This is a genomic window from Sandaracinomonas limnophila (assembly GCF_004005965.1).
GTDB lineage: Bacteria > Bacteroidota > Bacteroidia > Cytophagales > Spirosomataceae > Sandaracinomonas > Sandaracinomonas limnophila.
This window is the reverse complement of the sequence record NZ_SACY01000005.1, coordinates 199,750-217,732: the sequence shown is the minus strand read 5'-3', so window position 1 is coordinate 217,732 and position 17,983 is coordinate 199,750. Positions and strand designations below refer to the sequence as shown.

General features: G+C 37.1%; 15 protein-coding genes. 5 read left to right on the top strand and 10 right to left on the bottom strand.

Going from position 1 to position 17,983, the window contains the following annotated elements; genetic code table 11:
• Positions 1 to 64: 64 nt before the first annotated feature.
• From EOJ36_RS11030 to EOJ36_RS11015, 4 genes are read right to left on the bottom strand one after another with little or no spacing between them, the layout of a single operon-like run.
• Positions 65 to 1,393: an APC family permease gene (locus EOJ36_RS11030; RefSeq protein ID WP_127805333.1), complete on the bottom strand. Its 1,329-nt coding sequence runs from the start codon at positions 1,391 to 1,393 to the stop codon at positions 65 to 67.
• On the bottom strand, positions 1,390 to 2,448 hold the full coding sequence (locus tag EOJ36_RS11025) for a mandelate racemase/muconate lactonizing enzyme family protein (RefSeq protein ID WP_127805331.1): 1,059 nt from the start codon (positions 2,446 to 2,448) through the stop codon (positions 1,390 to 1,392). The genes EOJ36_RS11030 and EOJ36_RS11025 overlap by 4 nt, the downstream gene beginning before the upstream one ends.
• On the bottom strand, positions 2,445 to 3,491 hold the full coding sequence (locus EOJ36_RS11020) for a DUF1611 domain-containing protein (protein WP_127805329.1): 1,047 nt from the start codon (positions 3,489 to 3,491) through the stop codon (positions 2,445 to 2,447). The genes EOJ36_RS11025 and EOJ36_RS11020 overlap by 4 nt, the downstream gene beginning before the upstream one ends.
• Positions 3,484 to 4,998 carry an N-acyl-D-amino-acid deacylase family protein gene (locus EOJ36_RS11015; protein ID WP_127805327.1) on the bottom strand — a complete coding sequence of 505 codons (1,515 nt, stop codon included), beginning with the start codon at positions 4,996 to 4,998 and terminating at the stop codon, positions 3,484 to 3,486. Before EOJ36_RS11015 ends, EOJ36_RS11020 begins: the two co-directional genes overlap by 8 nt.
• Before the next feature lie 157 nt (positions 4,999 to 5,155).
• On the opposite strand from EOJ36_RS11015, the gene EOJ36_RS11010 reads away from it, so the two are divergent.
• The gene (locus EOJ36_RS11010) at positions 5,156 to 7,720 is read left to right on the top strand and encodes a TonB-dependent receptor (protein WP_127805325.1); all 2,565 of its coding nucleotides are present in this window, start codon (positions 5,156 to 5,158) and stop codon (positions 7,718 to 7,720) included.
• Positions 7,721 to 7,784: 64 nt separating this feature from the next.
• On the opposite strand, the gene EOJ36_RS11005 is transcribed toward EOJ36_RS11010, so the two are convergent.
• A complete protein-coding gene (locus EOJ36_RS11005; protein WP_127805323.1) occupies positions 7,785 to 8,855 on the bottom strand; it encodes a formylglycine-generating enzyme family protein in 1,071 nt (356 codons plus the stop codon).
• Between the two features lie 94 nt (positions 8,856 to 8,949).
• Here EOJ36_RS11005 and EOJ36_RS11000 point away from each other — a divergent pair, with 94 nt between their 5' ends.
• On the top strand, positions 8,950 to 11,157 hold the full coding sequence (locus tag EOJ36_RS11000) for a heavy metal translocating P-type ATPase (protein ID WP_127805321.1): 2,208 nt from the start codon (positions 8,950 to 8,952) through the stop codon (positions 11,155 to 11,157).
• A 159-nt stretch (positions 11,158 to 11,316) separates the two neighbouring features.
• Positions 11,317 to 11,763 (top strand): heme-binding domain-containing protein, encoded by a 447-nt coding sequence (locus tag EOJ36_RS10995; protein WP_127805319.1) that lies wholly within the window; start codon positions 11,317 to 11,319, stop codon positions 11,761 to 11,763.
• 57 nt (positions 11,764 to 11,820) lie between these two features.
• Here the strand turns inward: EOJ36_RS10995 and EOJ36_RS10990 are convergent, their stop codons facing one another.
• Positions 11,821 to 12,744 carry a TolB family protein gene (locus EOJ36_RS10990; protein WP_127805317.1) on the bottom strand — a complete coding sequence of 308 codons (924 nt, stop codon included), beginning with the start codon at positions 12,742 to 12,744 and terminating at the stop codon, positions 11,821 to 11,823.
• Between the two features lie 161 nt (positions 12,745 to 12,905).
• Here EOJ36_RS10990 and EOJ36_RS10985 point away from each other — a divergent pair, with 161 nt between their 5' ends.
• Complete coding sequence (locus EOJ36_RS10985; RefSeq protein ID WP_127805315.1) at positions 12,906 to 13,616, top strand: NUDIX hydrolase; 711 nt, start codon at positions 12,906 to 12,908, stop codon at positions 13,614 to 13,616.
• Here the strand turns inward: EOJ36_RS10985 and EOJ36_RS10980 are convergent.
• The 3 genes from EOJ36_RS10980 to EOJ36_RS10970 all read right to left on the bottom strand — a co-directional run bounded on the left by EOJ36_RS10980 (position 13,579) and on the right by EOJ36_RS10970 (position 15,701).
• Entirely contained in the window at positions 13,579 to 13,887 is a 309-nt protein-coding gene (locus EOJ36_RS10980) for a helix-turn-helix domain-containing protein (protein WP_127805313.1), read from the bottom strand. The genes EOJ36_RS10985 and EOJ36_RS10980 overlap by 38 nt on opposite strands.
• 3 nt (positions 13,888 to 13,890) lie before the next feature.
• A complete protein-coding gene (locus EOJ36_RS10975) occupies positions 13,891 to 14,226 on the bottom strand; it encodes a type II toxin-antitoxin system RelE/ParE family toxin (RefSeq protein WP_127805311.1) in 336 nt (111 codons plus the stop codon).
• A gap of 83 nt (positions 14,227 to 14,309) precedes the next feature.
• On the bottom strand, positions 14,310 to 15,701 hold the full coding sequence (locus EOJ36_RS10970) for a Gfo/Idh/MocA family protein (protein ID WP_127805309.1): 1,392 nt from the start codon (positions 15,699 to 15,701) through the stop codon (positions 14,310 to 14,312).
• 107 nt (positions 15,702 to 15,808) lie between these two features.
• Between EOJ36_RS10970 and EOJ36_RS10965 the strand changes: the two genes are divergently transcribed.
• Positions 15,809 to 16,534 (top strand): DUF2490 domain-containing protein, encoded by a 726-nt coding sequence (locus EOJ36_RS10965; RefSeq protein ID WP_317125909.1) that lies wholly within the window; start codon positions 15,809 to 15,811, stop codon positions 16,532 to 16,534.
• Here EOJ36_RS10965 and EOJ36_RS10960 read toward each other — a convergent pair.
• A complete protein-coding gene (locus EOJ36_RS10960) occupies positions 16,531 to 17,880 on the bottom strand; it encodes an MATE family efflux transporter (RefSeq protein WP_127805305.1) in 1,350 nt (449 codons plus the stop codon). The genes EOJ36_RS10965 and EOJ36_RS10960 overlap by 4 nt on opposite strands.
• Positions 17,881 to 17,983 lie beyond the last annotated feature (103 nt).

Below are 17,983 nucleotides of genomic sequence, written 5' to 3'. Positions count from 1 at the left end.
CATTAACAATTAACTACCTTTGTTTTCTAAATATATTTAAAAGTAGGTTTTCTGAAATGTAAGCCTATTTTTTTTGTACTATTATAAATACAGGAACTCCCGTTAAAATCAATCCAAGTCCAATCAATGCCTCTCTTGGTTGATTGAAAATTGTCATTACAAAAAGGACTGTGCAAAAAAATACAAATAATAAAGGAACGAAAGGATAGCCCCAAACCTTGTAATTTCGTTCTAATTCTGGTGCTTTTTTTCTCATAATTAGTACCCCCAAGGCAGAACTTCCATAAAATAAGAAGGAAGCAAATACCAACATGTCTGTCAATTGGTCAAAACTACCTGTGAAAATCAATGCAATTCCCCATATACATTGTAACCACAAGGCTTTGCCGGGAGTATGGTAATTGGGATGAACTGAATCAGCAAATTTGAAAAACATTTTATCGCGCGACATCGCATAGATGATTCTTGCCGACATTAAAATAGTGCTATTTGTAGCATTCAATGTTGTGGTTAAAATTAATAGAGCAACTAATAACATTCCTATATCACCTCCTAAAACCCTAGCTACTTCCACTGCAGCAATTGAATTCGGGACTTTGTTTAATTTAATAAAGAAATCTATGGGTAATATGTACACAAAGACCAAATTGAGCAAAACATAAGATGATATCACGATAATAGTGCCCAATGCCAGGGATTTTGGGAGATTTTTTTTAGGATTTTCAACTTCTTCTCCAATAAAACCGATATTGTTCCAACCTTCATATCCCCAAAAGGCACCTAAACTCGCCATGGTAAATGCCTTTAAAAATGTCCAACCATCTAAAGTGTTTTTTGTTTCAAAATGGGCTAATTTTCCTGCAGGAGAACTGATTCCGAAAACTATGAAAAGTCCTATTCCAAGCAGCAGAGCATAGGTGAGAAATCTGCTTAGTTTTTCTGCTGAATTAACGCCTCGGTAATTTATAAAGGTTAATCCAAAAATTGTAAAAGATGCAAAAATTTTAATGCTCAAATCACCACCCCAATCAGGTAGTTTAACGATCGTGTTAATCGATTGTGCGAATACATAGGCTAATGCGGAAATTGCCGCTGTTTTAATCACAGCGAAACTCGACCATCCGTATAAAAAGGCAAAAAACTTGCCATAAATTTTTTGAAAATAATGATATTCCCCGCCTGAATTCGGAAATAAACTTACTAGTTCCGCTGTAGATAAGGCTCCCGCTAAACTAACTAGTCCGGCAAATACCCAACAGGCAATAACCCAAATTGGAGAACCTAAAGCCTCCGCCATGGGAGCAATTTTTTTGAAAACACCAGAGCCAATAATTACACTCACAACCAAAAAGATTGCCGAATGTAAATTTATTTTGGGTTGTAATTGACTCATAAAATCTTATTTACTCCAAAGCCCGGATTTTCATTGATTTTCATCAAACCATCATTGATTTCAAATCCACCAGAAACTAAATCTTCCGCTAAATCAAAACTTCCATCCAAGTCTAAGTATTTTGTATTTGGCATGGAATAAGCTGCTTGAAGGGCAGCAGTGATGCTTAAAATACTTTCATCGTTGCAACCCCAGAATAAATCAATGTTGGATTTTTTGGCAATATGTGCAATTTCTAATGCCCCCTGAATGCCTCCAGATTTCATTAATTTGATATTATAAATTTGAAATGGTTTCGGATTTATTGAAAATTTTTGGGCAGCCTCAGCATCGGTAATGGATTCATCTCCCATTATTGCTGGATGGTTAATGGTCTCCAATTCATTTTCAAAACCAATAGCCAAAGGTTGTTCAATAAGCTCTACCAAATGCCCCGCTTTTGCAATAAATTGATTTAAATCTTGAGGTGAATACCCTTGATTTGGGTCTACTCGCAATGTTAAATTATTTCCAAATTGTTCGTGAAGTTTGATGACTTTTTCAATATCCTCTGCTACATTTTCACCGGTTTTCACTTTTAGTATGCGAAATCCTAATTTTTTAAATTCTTCGGCTTCTTTTAACGCTTCATGAATTGGCATAAGTCCAATGGTTACCGAAGTTGGAAGTGCATCTATTTTTCTACCATAAATCGCCACAACCGATTGGTTTTTCCACTTGCCATAGGCATCATGAAGGGCAATGTCTATGGCTGCCTGAGTACCAGGTAAATGTTGAAAATGGACTCTAGTTTCAGTAATTAATTGTTGAAAATCTTCAATATTTCTGCCAATCAAATTTTGAACAAACTCAGTTTGTAAATGCTGAACACTCATTTCAGCAGTTTCACCAACCACCTCTTCGGCCGGGCTAGCAGTTCCATATCCAATCACTCCATTCTCTAATTCAACTTCCACAAATCCTAATGAAACATCACTGAAAGTGTATCCAGCAATGGAGTAGGGCTTGGTTAAAGCCATTTTTCGCAAGTAGGATTGAATGGATTTTATTTTCATTTCAATCTTTTTAAAATGGGAATGATTTTGTCAACTCCTTCCTGAATGGGTAGAAGAACAGGTAAACCTAATTTTATTTCATATTCCTCTTGAAATGCAAATGCTTCTTCTGTTGTGCATTCTTCGGTATTGATGGCAAGTGCAATAACCTTAGATCCTAATTTTTCAATGATTTCTATCTCCGATTCCACAGTCGGAATTTCTCCCCAATGTTCCTCATTATCGAAATACTTTCTTTTGGGGGCAAAGATTAAAACTACCGATTTTGCTCTTCCCGAAATCAAGAATTCTAAACCACAAGGGCCACTCGGATTACGCAAAGACGCTTGCCCTTCCAATAAAATATAATCCGGATTTTGCTCTTTCGCACAGCTTAAAATGGCGTGTTCCAATTCCCCACAAACAAAATCGTTCAACGTAGAATCAAAAATAAATCCATATTTGCCTCCTTGCAACCAACCAGTTTGGCCCGTGTAAATCATTTCAGCTTTTAGGTTTTGGGCCTGACAAGCCTGACGAATCATTCGCGCTGTTGTTCGTTTGCCCATCGCACAATCCATGCCCATTACAGCAATGATGGGCGTTTGTAGATTTAAAATATCTCCTGTCCAAAAATGTAAATCTTTTCTAGCTTTTGGTTTGCGAACATCAATTAAATTAACCCCGAATTTCTTTGCTAAATTGGCTATTTCTATACGGTCGCTTAAATAATCATGTAAACCATTTACAATTGACAAGCCAGAACGAATTGCTTTTTGTATGATTTCAATCATTGGATCAGGCAAAATTCCACCCACGGTAGCAACGCCTATGATTAAATAATTGATATTTGGGATTGTTTTTAAAGCAGAATCTATACTTGCGAAAATGGGAATATTTCTGATTTTACCATCCAAAACCTCTCCAGCATCTTTTCCAGCTGTTTTTTCATCATCTACCACAGCCACAATATTGAATCGCTCGGTCCCTCTTATTAAACCATGGGCTGTTTTAGCGTCTGAATGATGTAAAATCCCATTGGTTAAAATAATTGCATTATTCATTTATTCGTTTGATTAATGTTCCACTTCTTCTTCCGGTGGATTTTTTGCCTTTAAAAATTAATTCACCATTCACCCAAACCATTTCTATACCATCAGAAAGAGCATGGCTGTCACGTATAGAAGCATTGTCTTTTACTGTTTTTGGATTGAATAAAACTAAATCTGCCTTCATTCCAGATGCAATTGTTCCACGATCTTTGATGCCTAAATGTTGTGCAGTTAATCCAGTCATTTTATATATCGCCTCCTCTAATGTAAGGGCTTTTTCCTCCCGAACATATTTCCCTAAAATTTTTGTAAAACTGCCATATCCTCGAGGGTGTGCACCTGCATTACCATCTGAACAAATATTCGCATGCTTCCATTGAATGAATTTACACACATCTTCATCTTGCATGGATTTTCCCATGATGGCCTCTACTGTGCCTGAGTAAGTTGGATTATTTTTTCTGAAATCTGCAGAAAGTTCTATGAGCTTCATCAATGCCACAGGTTCTGTTTCGTTTCTACTTTTGGCAATTTCACTCAAGGTTTTTCCTTCATAGTTTTTGTTGGCAGCAAATTTTACCAAATACGATTCAGAGGGTTCAAATAATTCTTGAGTAGCAAATTTGGAACTTTCTAAATTGGTATAATCTCTTTTGGGAAATAGTACACGTGGGGTGGAGTTCCAAAAGTTGTAGGGATAAACATCGGCTGTGATGTCTATTCCTTCTTTTCTTGCCTTTTCCAATAATTCAATAATTTGTTGCGCCTTCCCCCAATCTCCTTTTTTGGCCAGTTTAATATGGGAAATTTGAACGGGTAATTTAACCTTCCTGCCAATGTCTATGATTTCATCCAAAGCATCCGACATGGTAATGTCTTCACTACGAATATGACTAATGTATCTGCCATTTGATTCCTTTGCAACTTTTGCCAATTGCAAAACTTCATCCCGAGTCGAATAAAATGCCGATTCGTATTCCAATCCTGTGGAAAGTCCCAAGGAACCATTCTCCATATCTTTTTTGAGTAGCACTTTCATTCGGTCAATTTCAGCCTGTGTAGCTGCTCTCAATAAATTATTTGATCCCATGACCTGCTCTCTTAAACTACTTTGTCCTGTATAGGAGGCAATATTTACAGCCACAGGAGTTTTATTCATCTGCGATATCAAAGTAATTAGTGGTACACTTTCTCCGTCTTGGCCCACTACCACAGTAGTTACACCCTGGTTAGCTGTCGAAATGGCATCCGGATGCTCCAATACATCATTTAAATGATGTGAATGGGAATCAATGAAGCCAGGAGCTAGGGTTAATCCAATTCCTTGAATGACCTTTTCGTTTTTGTATGGCTTTAGTTTTCCTATACCAACAATTTGATTACCTGCTATTCGAACTGACCCCTTAAATTCCTTTCGCCCAGTTCCATCCACAATTGTGACATGCTGTATCAGCTGACTTTTTTGAGAAGTCACCAGAAATGGGAATAATATTAAAAATATATGTAGTAGTCCACGCATTGGGTTTCAATTTACAATTCCCAATTCAAATTTCATAATTCTTGTAAAAATTTGTTTTTTAAAAATCTTGTCTTACTTTTGCACAATAATCTACTAATCATATAGGGTTTATATAGTAAATGAAAAAATCAATCAAAAAAGCCTAAATTTCACAGTTATGAATCAAAAAATTTTATTTTACATTTTGGCATTCTTGTTTTTGTTCAATTTTTCCTATGGACAAACGGGGAAGACCGTGATTAATTCAACCTTGGCGGGAATCGTTCTTGATGAAAAATCAAATCAGCCAATTCCGGGTGCATCAATTCTAATTAAGGGAACCACCCACGGGGTGCAGTCGGACATCGATGGTAATTTTTATTTTCAAACTGGCCAAAAATTGCCTTATACTTTGATTGTAAGTTTTGTGGGTTATCAAAGAAAAGAATTTTTGGCTGAGGGAAATCCTGTAAAGATTTATTTGAAGGAATCATCGGAGCAGTTAAATGAAGTGGTGGTAACTTCTCGTAGAAGAAAGGAAGTTGCTCAGGATGTACCTATTCCCATTACAGCGATTGGAGGAGCAAAGGTTTCAGAAACGGGAGCATTCAATGTAAACCGTTTAAAAGAATTTATTCCTTCTGTTCAGTTGTATTCTTCAAACCCAAGAAATACGTCTTTAAGTATTCGTGGATTGGGAACAACCTTTGGATTAACCAACGATGGCATCGATCCGGGTGTGGGCTTTTATGTAGATGGAGTGTATTATGCTCGTCCAGCTGCAACAACCATGGATTTTATAGATGTTGAACAGGTGGAAGTTTTACGCGGTCCTCAGGGTACTCTTTATGGTAAAAATACAACGGCAGGTAATTTTAATATAACTACCAAAAAGGCAAGTTTTACGCCAGGTTCAACGTTTGAATTAGGTTATGGGAACTATGGTTTTGTACAAGCAAAAGCTTCAATTACGGGTCCATTAAGCTCCAAGCTTGCAGCTCGATTGTCATTTTCAGGTACCCAAAGAGATGGACTTTTGTACCATATAAATTCACAGCAATACGTCAACGATCTTAATAATTTAGGCTTTAGAGGTCAATTGTTGTATGTGCCTTCAGACAAAGTAAAAATTACTTTTATTGGAGATTATACGCGTCAACGTCCGAATGGATATGCTCAAGTTTTTGCTGGTGTCGTTCCCACTTTACGAGCTGCCTATCGACAATTTGACGCCATTATTAAAGATTTAAATTATACAGTCCCATCTAAAAATCCGTTTGATCGTTTGATTGATACCGATACACCTTGGCGCTCAAATCAAGAATTAGGAGGTACTTCTGTAACTGCTGATATTTCCCTTGGGGCGGGAACATTAACCTCAACAACTGCATGGCGTTTTTGGAATTGGGATCCATCATCAGACCGCGATTTTACTGGGCTTCAAGCATTGAAGTTATCTCAAGCCCCTTCCAAACACAATCAATATTCGCAAGAAATTCGTTGGTCTGGTGCTTTGCATTCAAAAGTATCTGCTGTTTTTGGGGCATTTTATTTCGCACAGGATTTAAAATCAGATCCTGACCAAACGGAAGAATCTGGTACAGCTCAATGGAGATTTTCCCAAAGTACAACAAGTCCCTTGTGGAAAACTCCAGGACTTTTAGATGGGTATGGAATTAAAACTCGACAAAATATGAATACCCAAAGTGCAGCATTATTTGGTCAATTGGATATCGCAGTTACAAATAAATTGAGTTTAATGCCTGGAATTCGATTCAATTACGATCGAAAGCAAATTAGTTTTGCTAGAACAACTTATGGGGGATTACAAACTACAGACCCTGCTTTAATTGCTTTGAAAAAATTAGTGTATTCCGACCAAAGTTTCAATGCGGATATTGATAATACTAATTTTTCGGGACAAATTACCTTAGCTTATCGCTTTAATAAATCATTGAATTCCTTTGCTACTTATTCAACGGGATTCAAACCTGTTGGACTAAATTTGGGGGGATTGCCAAGCTTGAATGGACAGCCGATGATCGAATTGGCCACAGTGAAACCTGAATCTGTGCAACATATTGAATGGGGACTTAAAACCCGACCAAGTAAAAATGCAACTTTAAATGCAACAGTTTACCAAACAACTATTTATGATTATCAAACCAATGTGCAAACTGCAGATTTGTCGGTTAATCGCGGCTATTTGGCCAATGCAGAGCAGGTTCAAGTGCAAGGTTTAGAGCTTGAAGGGACGGTTAGTTTAACAAAACATTTTAATTTTTATGGAAATGTTGCGCTAACAGATGCAAAATACCTTAGCTTCAAAAATGCTCCAGTTCCATTAGAGGAGACGGGTGGTGCAAGCTTTAAAGATATTTCAGGAGGTGCTTTGCCAGGTGTTTCAAAATTCGTAGGATCTTTTGGAGCAGAATACACAACTGCAGCAAAACTTTTTGGTGAAATTGGTGAATTTTATTTTGCAATTGATTCTTACGGAAGAAGTGATTTTTCTTCAAGTCCATCGCCGTCAAAATACTTAAATATTGCTGGTTATAATCTTTTAAATGCGCGTTTAGGATTTAAAGCCAGTAAAGGTTTGTCCGTAAGCCTGTGGTCAAGAAACCTTACGGGAGTAGATTACTTTGAACAACTATTACCTGGGGCAGGAAATGCTGGTCATTACTCTGCAGTATTGGGGGATCCAAGAACTTTTGGAGTGACATTAAGAGTGAGCCTGTGATTAAGTGAGCAGAGTGAGCTAGTAACTCAATCACTAACTCTGCTCACTGGCTCACTGGCTCACTTTATTTTACACATCTAAACCCCGTATGACTCAATCCCGTATCCGGACTCGTTTTCATTCGTGCAGAATTTCTGTAACTGGAGCAGTAGCTATCGTTACATAAAAATGATCCGCCCCGAACTACTTTTTTGGGTACGGTTGGTTCATCGGGGTCAAAACTGGTTGAAGGTCCTTTGGGATTTATGCTTTTTATTTTTGAAACCTTAGAATAATAATCTGAGCGATACCAATCTGAACACCATTCCCATACATTTCCTGCCATGTCATACAGTCCAAATGCATTCGGGGAAAACGATTTTACAGGTGCAGTTGTGCTTTTAAACCCATCTAATGCCTCATCTTTATAAGGGAAGTTACCTTGAAAGCTGTTGGCTTTAAAGGGTGAAACATTTACTGATTCATTACCCCATGGATAGGTCGTTTGACCTTTACCACCTCTTGCGGCCCATTCCCATTCTGCCTCGGTCGGCAATCTTTTGCCGGCCCATTTGGCGTATGCATTGGCATCGTCCCATGAAATATGTACAACCGGATGGTTTTCTTTTCCGATAATTGAAGAATTTGGGCCTAAAGGGTGTCTCCAATCAGCTCCCCTAACAAATTCCCACCATTGAGAATAATCTATGAGGTTTACGGGTCCCGTAGTTGGTACAAAAACAAGTGAACTAGGAGCCAACAAAGAATCAGCAGGTTTAGGAGTGCCTGCGGGTACTTGTTTTTTCATTTCTTCCCAATCAATCGCTTTTTCTGCAGTGGTGATGTAATCAGTTGCTTTTACAAATTCTGCAAATTGTGCATTGGTAACTTCTGTTTCATCCATCCAAAATGCAGAAACTTGTACCTTATGGAGAGGATATTCATCGGCACGACCTCCTTTTTCATGCGAACCCATTAAAAAACTTCCAGAAGGAATTTGTTTCATTCCCGCAAAACTTGCATTGCCAACTTGTGTTTTACTAATTTGGGTTGAAAGGATTATTTTCTTTTTGGAAGGTGTAGGGATATGGCAGGTGGTGAGGTTTTTTTGTCCCCATGCTAAATTAGCTAAAAGTATAAAAAAGAAAATTCTCATTGTGACAAAGGTAACGGAGAAATTGAAATTTTGTTTCCATTTTTGGGAACGATTTTGTAAATTATAATTGTTCCGTTACTATATTAATTATTCAATGGGAATTGTAAAAAAGAATGTACCCGTACTTCAAATGTCTTGCGCTTCTTGTGCATTAGGGGTAGAGAATGCTGTAAAAGGTAGTGTTGGAGTAGAATCTGCTAGTGTGAATTTTGCTTCTGCAGAATTGCACGTGGAATACAATGAGCAAAAAACTTCTTTAAAAAATATACAAATGGCGGTGCAGGCTGCAGGATATGATTTGTTTGTACAAGAAGACGCTGAAAATGAAGTGTCCTTAGAAGAAATACATGCCGAATCATTTCGAAAATTAAAAAATAAAACTATTGGCGCTGCTATTCTTTCCATTCCACTTGTAGTGCTGGGTATGTTTTTTATGGACATGCCAAGCGCAAATTATTACATGTGGGCTTTGGCTACTCCAGTAGTGCTTTGGTTTGGGAAAGACTTTTTTGTCAATGCGTATAAACAAAGCAAACATGGTTCAGCTAATATGGATACTTTAGTTGCGCTTAGCACCGGCATTGCTTATGTTTTTAGTGTTTTCAATACACTCAATCCCATGTTTTGGCACGAACGTGGTTTACATGCGCATGTGTATTTTGAATCGAGTGCGGTAGTAATAGCCTTTATTTTATTAGGAAAATTATTAGAAGAAAAAGCGAAAGGAAATACTTCATCAGCTTTGAAAAAATTAATGGGTTTGCAATCAAATGAAGTAAGCCTATTGACAAAAAATGGTGATTTAAAAGAAATAAATATCAACTTAGTACAAGTTGGGGATATTATTTTAGTAAAACCAGGCACTACTGTAGCTCTCGATGGAATTGTTGTTGAGGGAGAATCTTATGTGAATGAAAGTATGCTTACGGGCGAACCTGTGCCAGTTGCCAAACAAATAGGATCTGTAGTTTTTGCAGGCACAATTAATCAAAAGGGCAGTTTTCAATTGAAGGTAAACAAAGTTGGTGGCGAAACTTTATTAGCTCAAATAATTAAAAAAGTACAGGAAGCGCAAGGAAGTAAAGCCCCTGTTCAACAATTAGTGGATAAAATTGCAGCCATTTTTGTGCCTTTGGTTATTGCAATAGCCTTAGTAACTCTTGGACTTTGGGTATTTTTGGGAGGTGCAAATGGTTCGGTACAGGGTATTTTATCGTTTGTAACAGTGCTTGTTATTGCTTGTCCCTGTGCTCTTGGATTGGCAACTCCTACTGCCATCATGGTAGGAATGGGCAAAGGTGCCGAACAAGGAATTTTAATTAAAGATGCCGAAAGCTTAGAGCTTTCCAAGAAAATAACATCAATTGTTTTAGATAAAACAGGAACCCTGACAGAAGGGAAACCGCGGGTAACAAATATTTTTTGGTTGAATGAAGACGATTCAAGAAAGGATATTTTGGTGAGTATCGAGAGACAATCTGAACACCCTCTAGCCTCAGCGGTTGTTTCTTTTTATCAGGATATTTGTTCCTTGAATTCTTTACAAGTTAATAGCTTGACTGGTAAAGGTGTGGAGGCAAGTTTTGATACTTCTACCTATTATGTGGGTAATTTAAAGTTGATGCAGGAGAAAAGTTGTGCACTTGATTCATCCCTGGAAGAAATGGCCAATCGGTGGAAATTAGAGGCAAAAACGGTCGTTTATTTTGCAGACCAAACAAAGGTATTGGCAATCATTGCTATTGCAGACTCATTAAAAGAAAGTTCGATTGAGGCAGTATCTTCCTTGAAAAAAGCCGGAATTAAGGTTTATATGCTTACTGGAGATAACCAGCAGACCGCCCAATCTATTGCCAATTTAGTTGGGATTGAACATTTTGAAGCAGAAGTTTTACCGGGAGATAAGTCTGATTTTATAAAAAAATTACAATCGAAAGGTGAAGTTGTGGCCATGGTAGGAGACGGTATCAATGACAGCGCTGCATTGGCACAAGCCGAGGTAAGTATCGCCATGGGACATGGCAGCGATATTGCCATGGATGTCGCCAAAATGACCATCATTTCTTCAGATTTACAAAAAATACCTGCAGCTATTCAATTGTCTAAACAAACAGTTCGAACCATTCATCAAAACCTGTTTTGGGCCTTTATTTACAATGTTATTGGCATTCCTTTGGCCGCAGGAGTATTGTATCCTATCAATGGATTATTGATTAATCCGATGATTGCCGGTGCTGCCATGGCGTTGAGTTCGGTTTCGGTGGTTTCCAACAGCCTTAAATTGAAAGTTATGAAATTATGAGTTATGAGTTATGGGTTATGAGTTATGGGTTATGGGTTATGAGTTATGAGTTATGGGTTTTATTAGTTAAATTGGATTTTTTGAGTAGGAAGTTATAGACTTTGTTTTTCCCATAACCCATAACCCATAACCCATAACCCATAACCCATAACACATAACATGAAAAAGTACCTCATTCCTATAATCTTCCTTGCACTTATTCAACTAATTCCCAATTTTTCAAGTAAGGAAGAAACAGATGCCTATTCCATCGAAAAGGGTTATTTGATTCCAGAAAATGTAAAAGAAACCTTGAAAAATTCCTGTGACGATTGTCATTCCGATAAAACGGTAAGTCCTTGGTACACACATGTTCAACCCATTGGATTTTGGATCAATCACCATGTGAATGAAGGTAAAGAGCATTTGAATTTTTCTAGTTTTATGAAATTGCCAGCGGATGTGCAGCGACACAAATTAGATGAGGTGATTGAAACGGTTGAGGAGGGGGAAATGCCTTTGAGTTCTTATACTTATTTTGGTCTGCATCCCAAGGCTAATTTGAATGAGCAAGAAAAAGGCGATCTAATTGCCTGGGCAAAAGATTTGAAATCAAAAATCAAATAGTTGGTAAACAAAAAAAGAGGCATTGCCTCTTTTTTTGAACACTCTATCTAGAAATATTTACTTCACTGAATAACTTACAAAGGCAATTTTTTTGCTGTCTGGACTCCAAGATGGAACATTAATTGTCCCTTGTCCTCCATAAAATACAGGAGTCAAATCTCTGATTTGCTTGGTAGCCAAATCCATCAATCTTAATTTTACATTTTTGCCAAACAAATGACTTTGCTTTTCATCTGATGTATAAGCGATGTAAACAATTTGTTTGTTGTTGGGCGACACATGGGCAAACCAATTCGAGTTTTCATCAAAGGTCAGTTGCTCGGGTTCAGATCCATCCGGTTTCATTCTCCAAATTTGCATGTGTCCGGTTCGGTAGGAGTTGATGTAAATGTATTTTCCATCAGGAGAATATTCCGGCCCATCGTCTAAGCCTTCCGTAGTAGTAATTCTTTTTTCTGGGCCTCCGTTCACGTCAATCCCATAAATATCGTAGTTTCCATTTCTCTCAGCGCAGTAAACTAAGATTTTTCCATCTGGACTCCAACCATGCCAATAGGAAGGAACATCTGTGGTTACTTTTCTCGGAATGCCTCCCGTAATTGGTAATACATAAATAGCCGATTTATAGCCTTTTGGAGAGGGGTTGGTTTTATCATTTGCACTGATGGCTAACCATTTTTTGTCGGGTGATAAGCCATGATCATTGTTTAAACTTACTATTTTGTCCGTATTGATTAGCGTTGTTACTTTAGTTTTTAAATCAAATTTGTAAAGTTTACCATAACTGTTATAAATTAAATAATTTTCCGGATGCCAATTGGGCGCTTCTAAATGTTTTTTAAAGACCAAAACTGTATCAATTTTACCAGTTTTGATTTCCAAAGTTTGTAAATAACTGGTTGTGTCCGCAATGGATTTGGCATTTGAAAATGCATACACACCAAATATCAAAGCAAATAGGAGTGATAGAGACTTTTTCATGTTAAAAAGGTTTAGATTTATTATCTAAAATAAAGATAATAGAATTTTTATAATTATGAATTATAAAATCAGAATTATATTTTTGTAACCGCCCCCGTCTTATTGCATAAGACACCCCCTCCTGGTGAAGGAGGGGGAAGGGGGAGGTTAAATTTGTTTTTATGAACCTTGGAGTAGAAAAATATATCCCTCATTTATCGTTGGATTGTGTAGTATTTGGATTTGAAAACAATGAATTAAAAGTCTTGATTTCAAAATTTAAATTTGGCGAAGAGCTGTGGAATTTTCCTGGAGGATATATTGGATGGGAGGAAAGTATTGAGGAGGCAGCGCAGCGAGTTTTACAAAATAGAACTTCGTTAAAAAATATTTATTTGGAGCAGTTTCGTGTGTTTGGACAAAAGGACCGAATTCTGAATAGTCCTCACAGAGATTTTATACGCGCTAAATTAATTGAACAATACAATGAGTCGGATGCCAATTGGATGATGGGACGATTTGTATGTGTTGGATTTTATGCTTTGGTCGATATTGCAAAGGTTCATCCGAAGGTAGGCAAAATGGATCTGAAATTAGAATGGAGAAGTTTAAATGATTTACCAGAAATGGTACACGACCACCGAGAAATTCTGAATTATGCCATAGAAGCTGTTCGACAGGATATGAATGAAAAGTCACTTGCCAAAAATCTTTTGCCTGAACACTTCACCATGAAAGAATTGATGGAATTATACGAGGCTGTTTTTGATAAAAAATTCTCGATGAATAATTTCCAAAAGAAAATGTTGGAACAAGGAAAATTAGAACGACTCGAAAAAAAATACACAGGTGCTTCTAATAAAGCACCGTATTTGTATCGGTTTCTACCCTAAAATTTATTTTAGCTCCTAATGCATCAAATACTTTTAAGATTGTCTTGAATCGAGCATCAGTTAAGCTATTTTCGATTTTTGAAATTTGAGCTTTTTTAACTCCAATTAATTTCCCTAGTTCTTCTTGGGTAAGATTTTTTTCTTGTCTTACTTTTTTGATTGTTTTACCCATCAATTCAAGTTTTAATTCTTGATCGAAGTATTCTCTTTTTACCGATCCTTTTTTGCCGATAAACTCATCTGTAATTTCTTCTAATGTGTATTTTTTCATTTCCTAATTCTTAAAATATAATTCCATTATTTTATTTGCTTTTTCCAATTCAGACTTGGGGATTTTGTCGACTTTTTTGATTAATCCATGTGATGCAACTACTAAAGTCTCTTGTTTATTTCTTTTATCCCAAAAGGCAAATATTCTAAAATATTGTTTGTTATAAACTGTTCTAAATTCCCAAATTTCTCCATTTAGTTTTTTAAATAAAGTTTTATCCTTTAGGAATTTCGATTTCCATAAATTGTAGATAATTTTTTCTCTAGGTTTTTCATCTAATTCGGAAAGAAATTTTTTTACATCCTCCAATAATATTATTTCGAATATTGAATCTTTCATTAGTGGTAATTTTATTGCAATTTAATAGTTTCCTATAAAGGAAACAATAGGTATAAAAAAAAGGCCTCGAATGAGGCCTTCTTCTATGATTTTAATTTCATATTGACTGGGTCCCAGTGAATAATCTTTTTGTTCAAATAACTCTCATTACATGCAAGCGCAGGGGCTGCGGCACGGAAACCGAAGGTTGCATCTTCTACTACTGGCTTGCCAGAACGAATCGCTTCAAAGAAGTTGGTGAAGTGATCAACGTGCTCATCATAACCCGCTGGAGGTGCATATGTAATATCATCTTTTTTCGGTCTAGCTCTTTGGGCGGGAGTCCATTTAGCTTCATATTCTTTAGTCATTTCATCTTGCATCGCTTTTGAAAAAGTGAATACAGAGTCATATCCACCAAATCCAGGTGCCTCAGGCATAATGCTTCTCTTGATAGAAATATTATTTCCTTTTACATCCATCACACCTTCAGAACCTACAAATCGAGTAACTTCATTTCCTCCTGTTCCACTTACAAAATTTACTTGTAAAGTTAATTGGAAGGCTGGATGCTCAGCAGTGTCACCATATTGCATCACGCCAGACATCACATCTGGTAGATTTCTGCCATCCTTCCAATGTGAGAATTGTCCAGTGCTATAAATTGTTTCTGGTCCTTTAGAATTAGTAACCAAATGTGTTCCACTCAATAAGTGAATGAATAAATCGCCGGCAACACCCGTTCCAACCTCTTTGAAGGCTCTCCACCAAAAGAATTTTTTTGAATCATAAGGCATTTTTCCCGTTACTTCGATGAAACGTTCCCAGTCGGTTGATTCTGCATTCGCATCTTTTGGAATAGTATATTCCCAAGCACCAATTGAGCTTTGTCTGTCGTAAACGGCATTCACCATGTTTAATTTTCCGATTTCGCCTGCTGCTAATAATTCTTTTGCTTTGGCTAAACCGATAGAACTTACACGCTGACTACCCACCATCAATACCTTGCCTGATTTCTTTTGGGCAGCAATTACTGCTGGTCCTTCAGATATTTTATACACCATCGGCTTTTCACAATAAACGTGTTTGCCTTTTGCTAATGCGTCTAAAGTGATTTTTGCATGCCAAACGTCATGGGTAGCAATAATGACCGCATCTATATCCGGACGGTCTAATAAATCTTTATAATTTCTGGTTGTATACAATTGATCGCCATACAATTCTTTGGCATTTTGAATACGCCCAGTATATAAATCACAAATTCCTGCTAATTCAACACCAGGTACTTTTAAGGCAGAGCGAAGATCAAAATGTCCTTGGACACCAAATCCAATAACTCCCAAGCGGATTTTGTCGGCTGAGGTAAAGGGTTTTTCATACTGTAAAATTCTTGTTTCAGCTTTTTCTTGTGCTGCTAATGAACTTAAAGGGAATGCACCTGAAGCAATTCCGAAGGCTCCAATTTTTTGTAAAAAGTCTCTTCTGTTATTTTTCATAGTTAATTTGTTTCCTTTTTCTCAAATATAATTCTATTTTCTTAAAAAAAGATAATAAGATAAAATTTTGTTAGTCTATTGGTTTCGTAGGGTATTTGTTTATTTTTGTGGTGGTGAAGCAAATATTCGTTTTTTTATCGATTTTTCTGTTGGTATTTGTCGGGCAAGCCCAAAACACGGTATATCAAAATCAATTGTGGGTAAATTACAATTTTCAATTGCCATTTGCAAAACAAAAATCTTTTCAATTAGAAATTTCTGAGCGTGTATTCACCAATCCCTTTGAACATGCATTGCTGGCTTTTCGTGGAACCTATCGATTTCCGGTAGGGAAAAATAAGGAAATGGCTTTGGGTATAGCCAATTTTAACCAAACGCCAACAGATCCTTTGGCACAGCCGCGACTTTCTATACCTGAAATCAGACCGACCATTGATTTTATTTACAAACGTCCTTTTAAAAAGTTTAGCCTTGAAAATAGGGTGCGAGTAGAGCCAAGATTTTACAATATTCCAAATTCAAGTAAAACAGAATTAACAGATGTGGTAACCTTGGGGGCTGTTCGTTGGAGAGATCGATTACAAGCTATGATTCCGATTAATTCAAAATGGGATTCACGGATTGGAACTGAATTATTGCTTCATTCAGAGGTTAATTTGGCTACGCGTGGTTTTGATCAATTAAGATTTATAGGAGCATTAACTTATAAATTTAGTTCAAAGACCCAGCTAGAGGCGGCCTATATCCATCAATTACAATCAAAAGGGATAATTGATTATTTCGAACGAGATATTCTCTGGCTGAATTTTACCCAAAAAATTAAATGGAATTAATCTTCGATAGTTAATTCTTCAAATTTGATGGTTTTAGCCCTTGCGTAAAATCGCCAAGTTAGGAAAAAAGCTGATGAAATAAGGCTGGCAGTTAGGCCCATCCAGATACCAACCGATCCAAAAGTTTGCTGTATTCCCCAATAATAACTTAAGGGAAGACCTACCACCCAATACGAAAAAATGGTGATAGCTGTTGGAATTTTTACGTCTTGAAGTCCTCGTAATAATCCAAGTGAAACGGCTTGTATGCCATCAAACAATTGAAAAATTGCCCCCCAGGTAACCAAATTCATTGCGATATCAATTACCGATTGTTCTTGAGTATATCCTCTGATCAACCAATATTTTCCGAAATACATTATGCTGGCGCAAATTCCCATGAACACAATGGTAATTTTCAAAGCAGCATTGGCAGAGCTGAAAATATCTTTTCTCGATCGATCTCCGAGTGCCGTTCCGACATGAATACCACCTGCGGAGGCAATACCCGTAGCTGCCATATAGGTGAGAGAGGCCATGTTGATAGCTACAATATGAGCTGCTTGGGCAGTTGTAGATATCCAGCCCATCATCACCACTGCCATTCCAAAGGTTGCAATTTCAAAAAATCCTTGAAAGCCACTTGGGATTCCAATTTGCAGAATTTTTTTCTCCAAAACATAAGTCTGGTGTTGATGTTTTTTACTGAAATAGGGTTTGTATTTTTTATAGGTCAAAACATATAAAGCCATCACAATGGCCATGAATATTCGTGCACTCAAGGTAGCAATTCCAGATCCAAATAAGCCCATAGCTGGAATGAATTCCCAACCTTCAATCAAGACAAAATTTAGAAGAATGTTAAGAATTAAGGCAATTAGGGTAATAATCATGCCCACTTTTGTGTCTTCTAATCCATCTGTAAAGCCTTTGAAGGCCCCAAAAATGAACATAGGAAAAATGGATAATGCAATTACAGCCAAATAGGGTAGAGTTAATTGTTTATTAAGCTCTGTTTGTCCTAATAAGTCATACTGCCAGGCACAAATACCAATTATGGCAACCGTTAAAATGGCCAAAAGAATGGAAACCCGAATGGCGGCACGAAGTAAATTCCCACATTCAGAAAAATCATCTTCAGCTTTTGCCTTGGAAACCATGGGCGAAATGATTTGCAAACAAATCAAACCAACAACTGCAATGGTAAAGAAAATCGACCCCGCCATTCCTGCAGCTCCCAGACTTTCGGCTGCCAGATGTTTCATTTGCCCCACCTGCACGGTATCAGCCAAACCCATGAGCATCACACCCAATTGTCCGATGACAATGGGGATGGCGAGGCGGATGGTGGAGCGAACTTTGGACAAATTTTTAATTATGAATTATGAGTTATGAGTTATGGGTTATGGGTTATGGGTTATGGGTTATAGGTATCTTAAATTCATAATTTATAATTAATAATTCATAATT

Bases quoted from the DNA above. Each gene is read 5' to 3' on its own strand.
- EOJ36_RS11030 (WP_127805333.1), bottom strand. From the start codon at position 1,393: ATGAGTCAATTACAACCCAAAATAAATTTACATTCGGCAATCTTTTTG.
- EOJ36_RS11025 (WP_127805331.1), bottom strand. From the start codon at position 2,448: ATGAAAATAAAATCCATTCAATCCTACTTGCGAAAAATGGCTTTAACC.
- EOJ36_RS11020 (WP_127805329.1), bottom strand. From the start codon at position 3,491: ATGAATAATGCAATTATTTTAACCAATGGGATTTTACATCATTCAGAC.
- EOJ36_RS11015 (WP_127805327.1), bottom strand. From the start codon at position 4,998: ATGCGTGGACTACTACATATATTTTTAATATTATTCCCATTTCTGGTG.
- EOJ36_RS11010 (WP_127805325.1), top strand. From the start codon at position 5,156: ATGAATCAAAAAATTTTATTTTACATTTTGGCATTCTTGTTTTTGTTC.
- EOJ36_RS11005 (WP_127805323.1), bottom strand. From the start codon at position 8,855: ATGAGAATTTTCTTTTTTATACTTTTAGCTAATTTAGCATGGGGACAA.
- EOJ36_RS11000 (WP_127805321.1), top strand. From the start codon at position 8,950: ATGGGAATTGTAAAAAAGAATGTACCCGTACTTCAAATGTCTTGCGCT.
- EOJ36_RS10995 (WP_127805319.1), top strand. From the start codon at position 11,317: ATGAAAAAGTACCTCATTCCTATAATCTTCCTTGCACTTATTCAACTA.
- EOJ36_RS10990 (WP_127805317.1), bottom strand. From the start codon at position 12,744: ATGAAAAAGTCTCTATCACTCCTATTTGCTTTGATATTTGGTGTGTAT.
- EOJ36_RS10985 (WP_127805315.1), top strand. From the start codon at position 12,906: ATGAACCTTGGAGTAGAAAAATATATCCCTCATTTATCGTTGGATTGT.
- EOJ36_RS10980 (WP_127805313.1), bottom strand. From the start codon at position 13,887: ATGAAAAAATACACATTAGAAGAAATTACAGATGAGTTTATCGGCAAA.
- EOJ36_RS10975 (WP_127805311.1), bottom strand. From the start codon at position 14,226: ATGAAAGATTCAATATTCGAAATAATATTATTGGAGGATGTAAAAAAA.
- EOJ36_RS10970 (WP_127805309.1), bottom strand. From the start codon at position 15,701: ATGAAAAATAACAGAAGAGACTTTTTACAAAAAATTGGAGCCTTCGGA.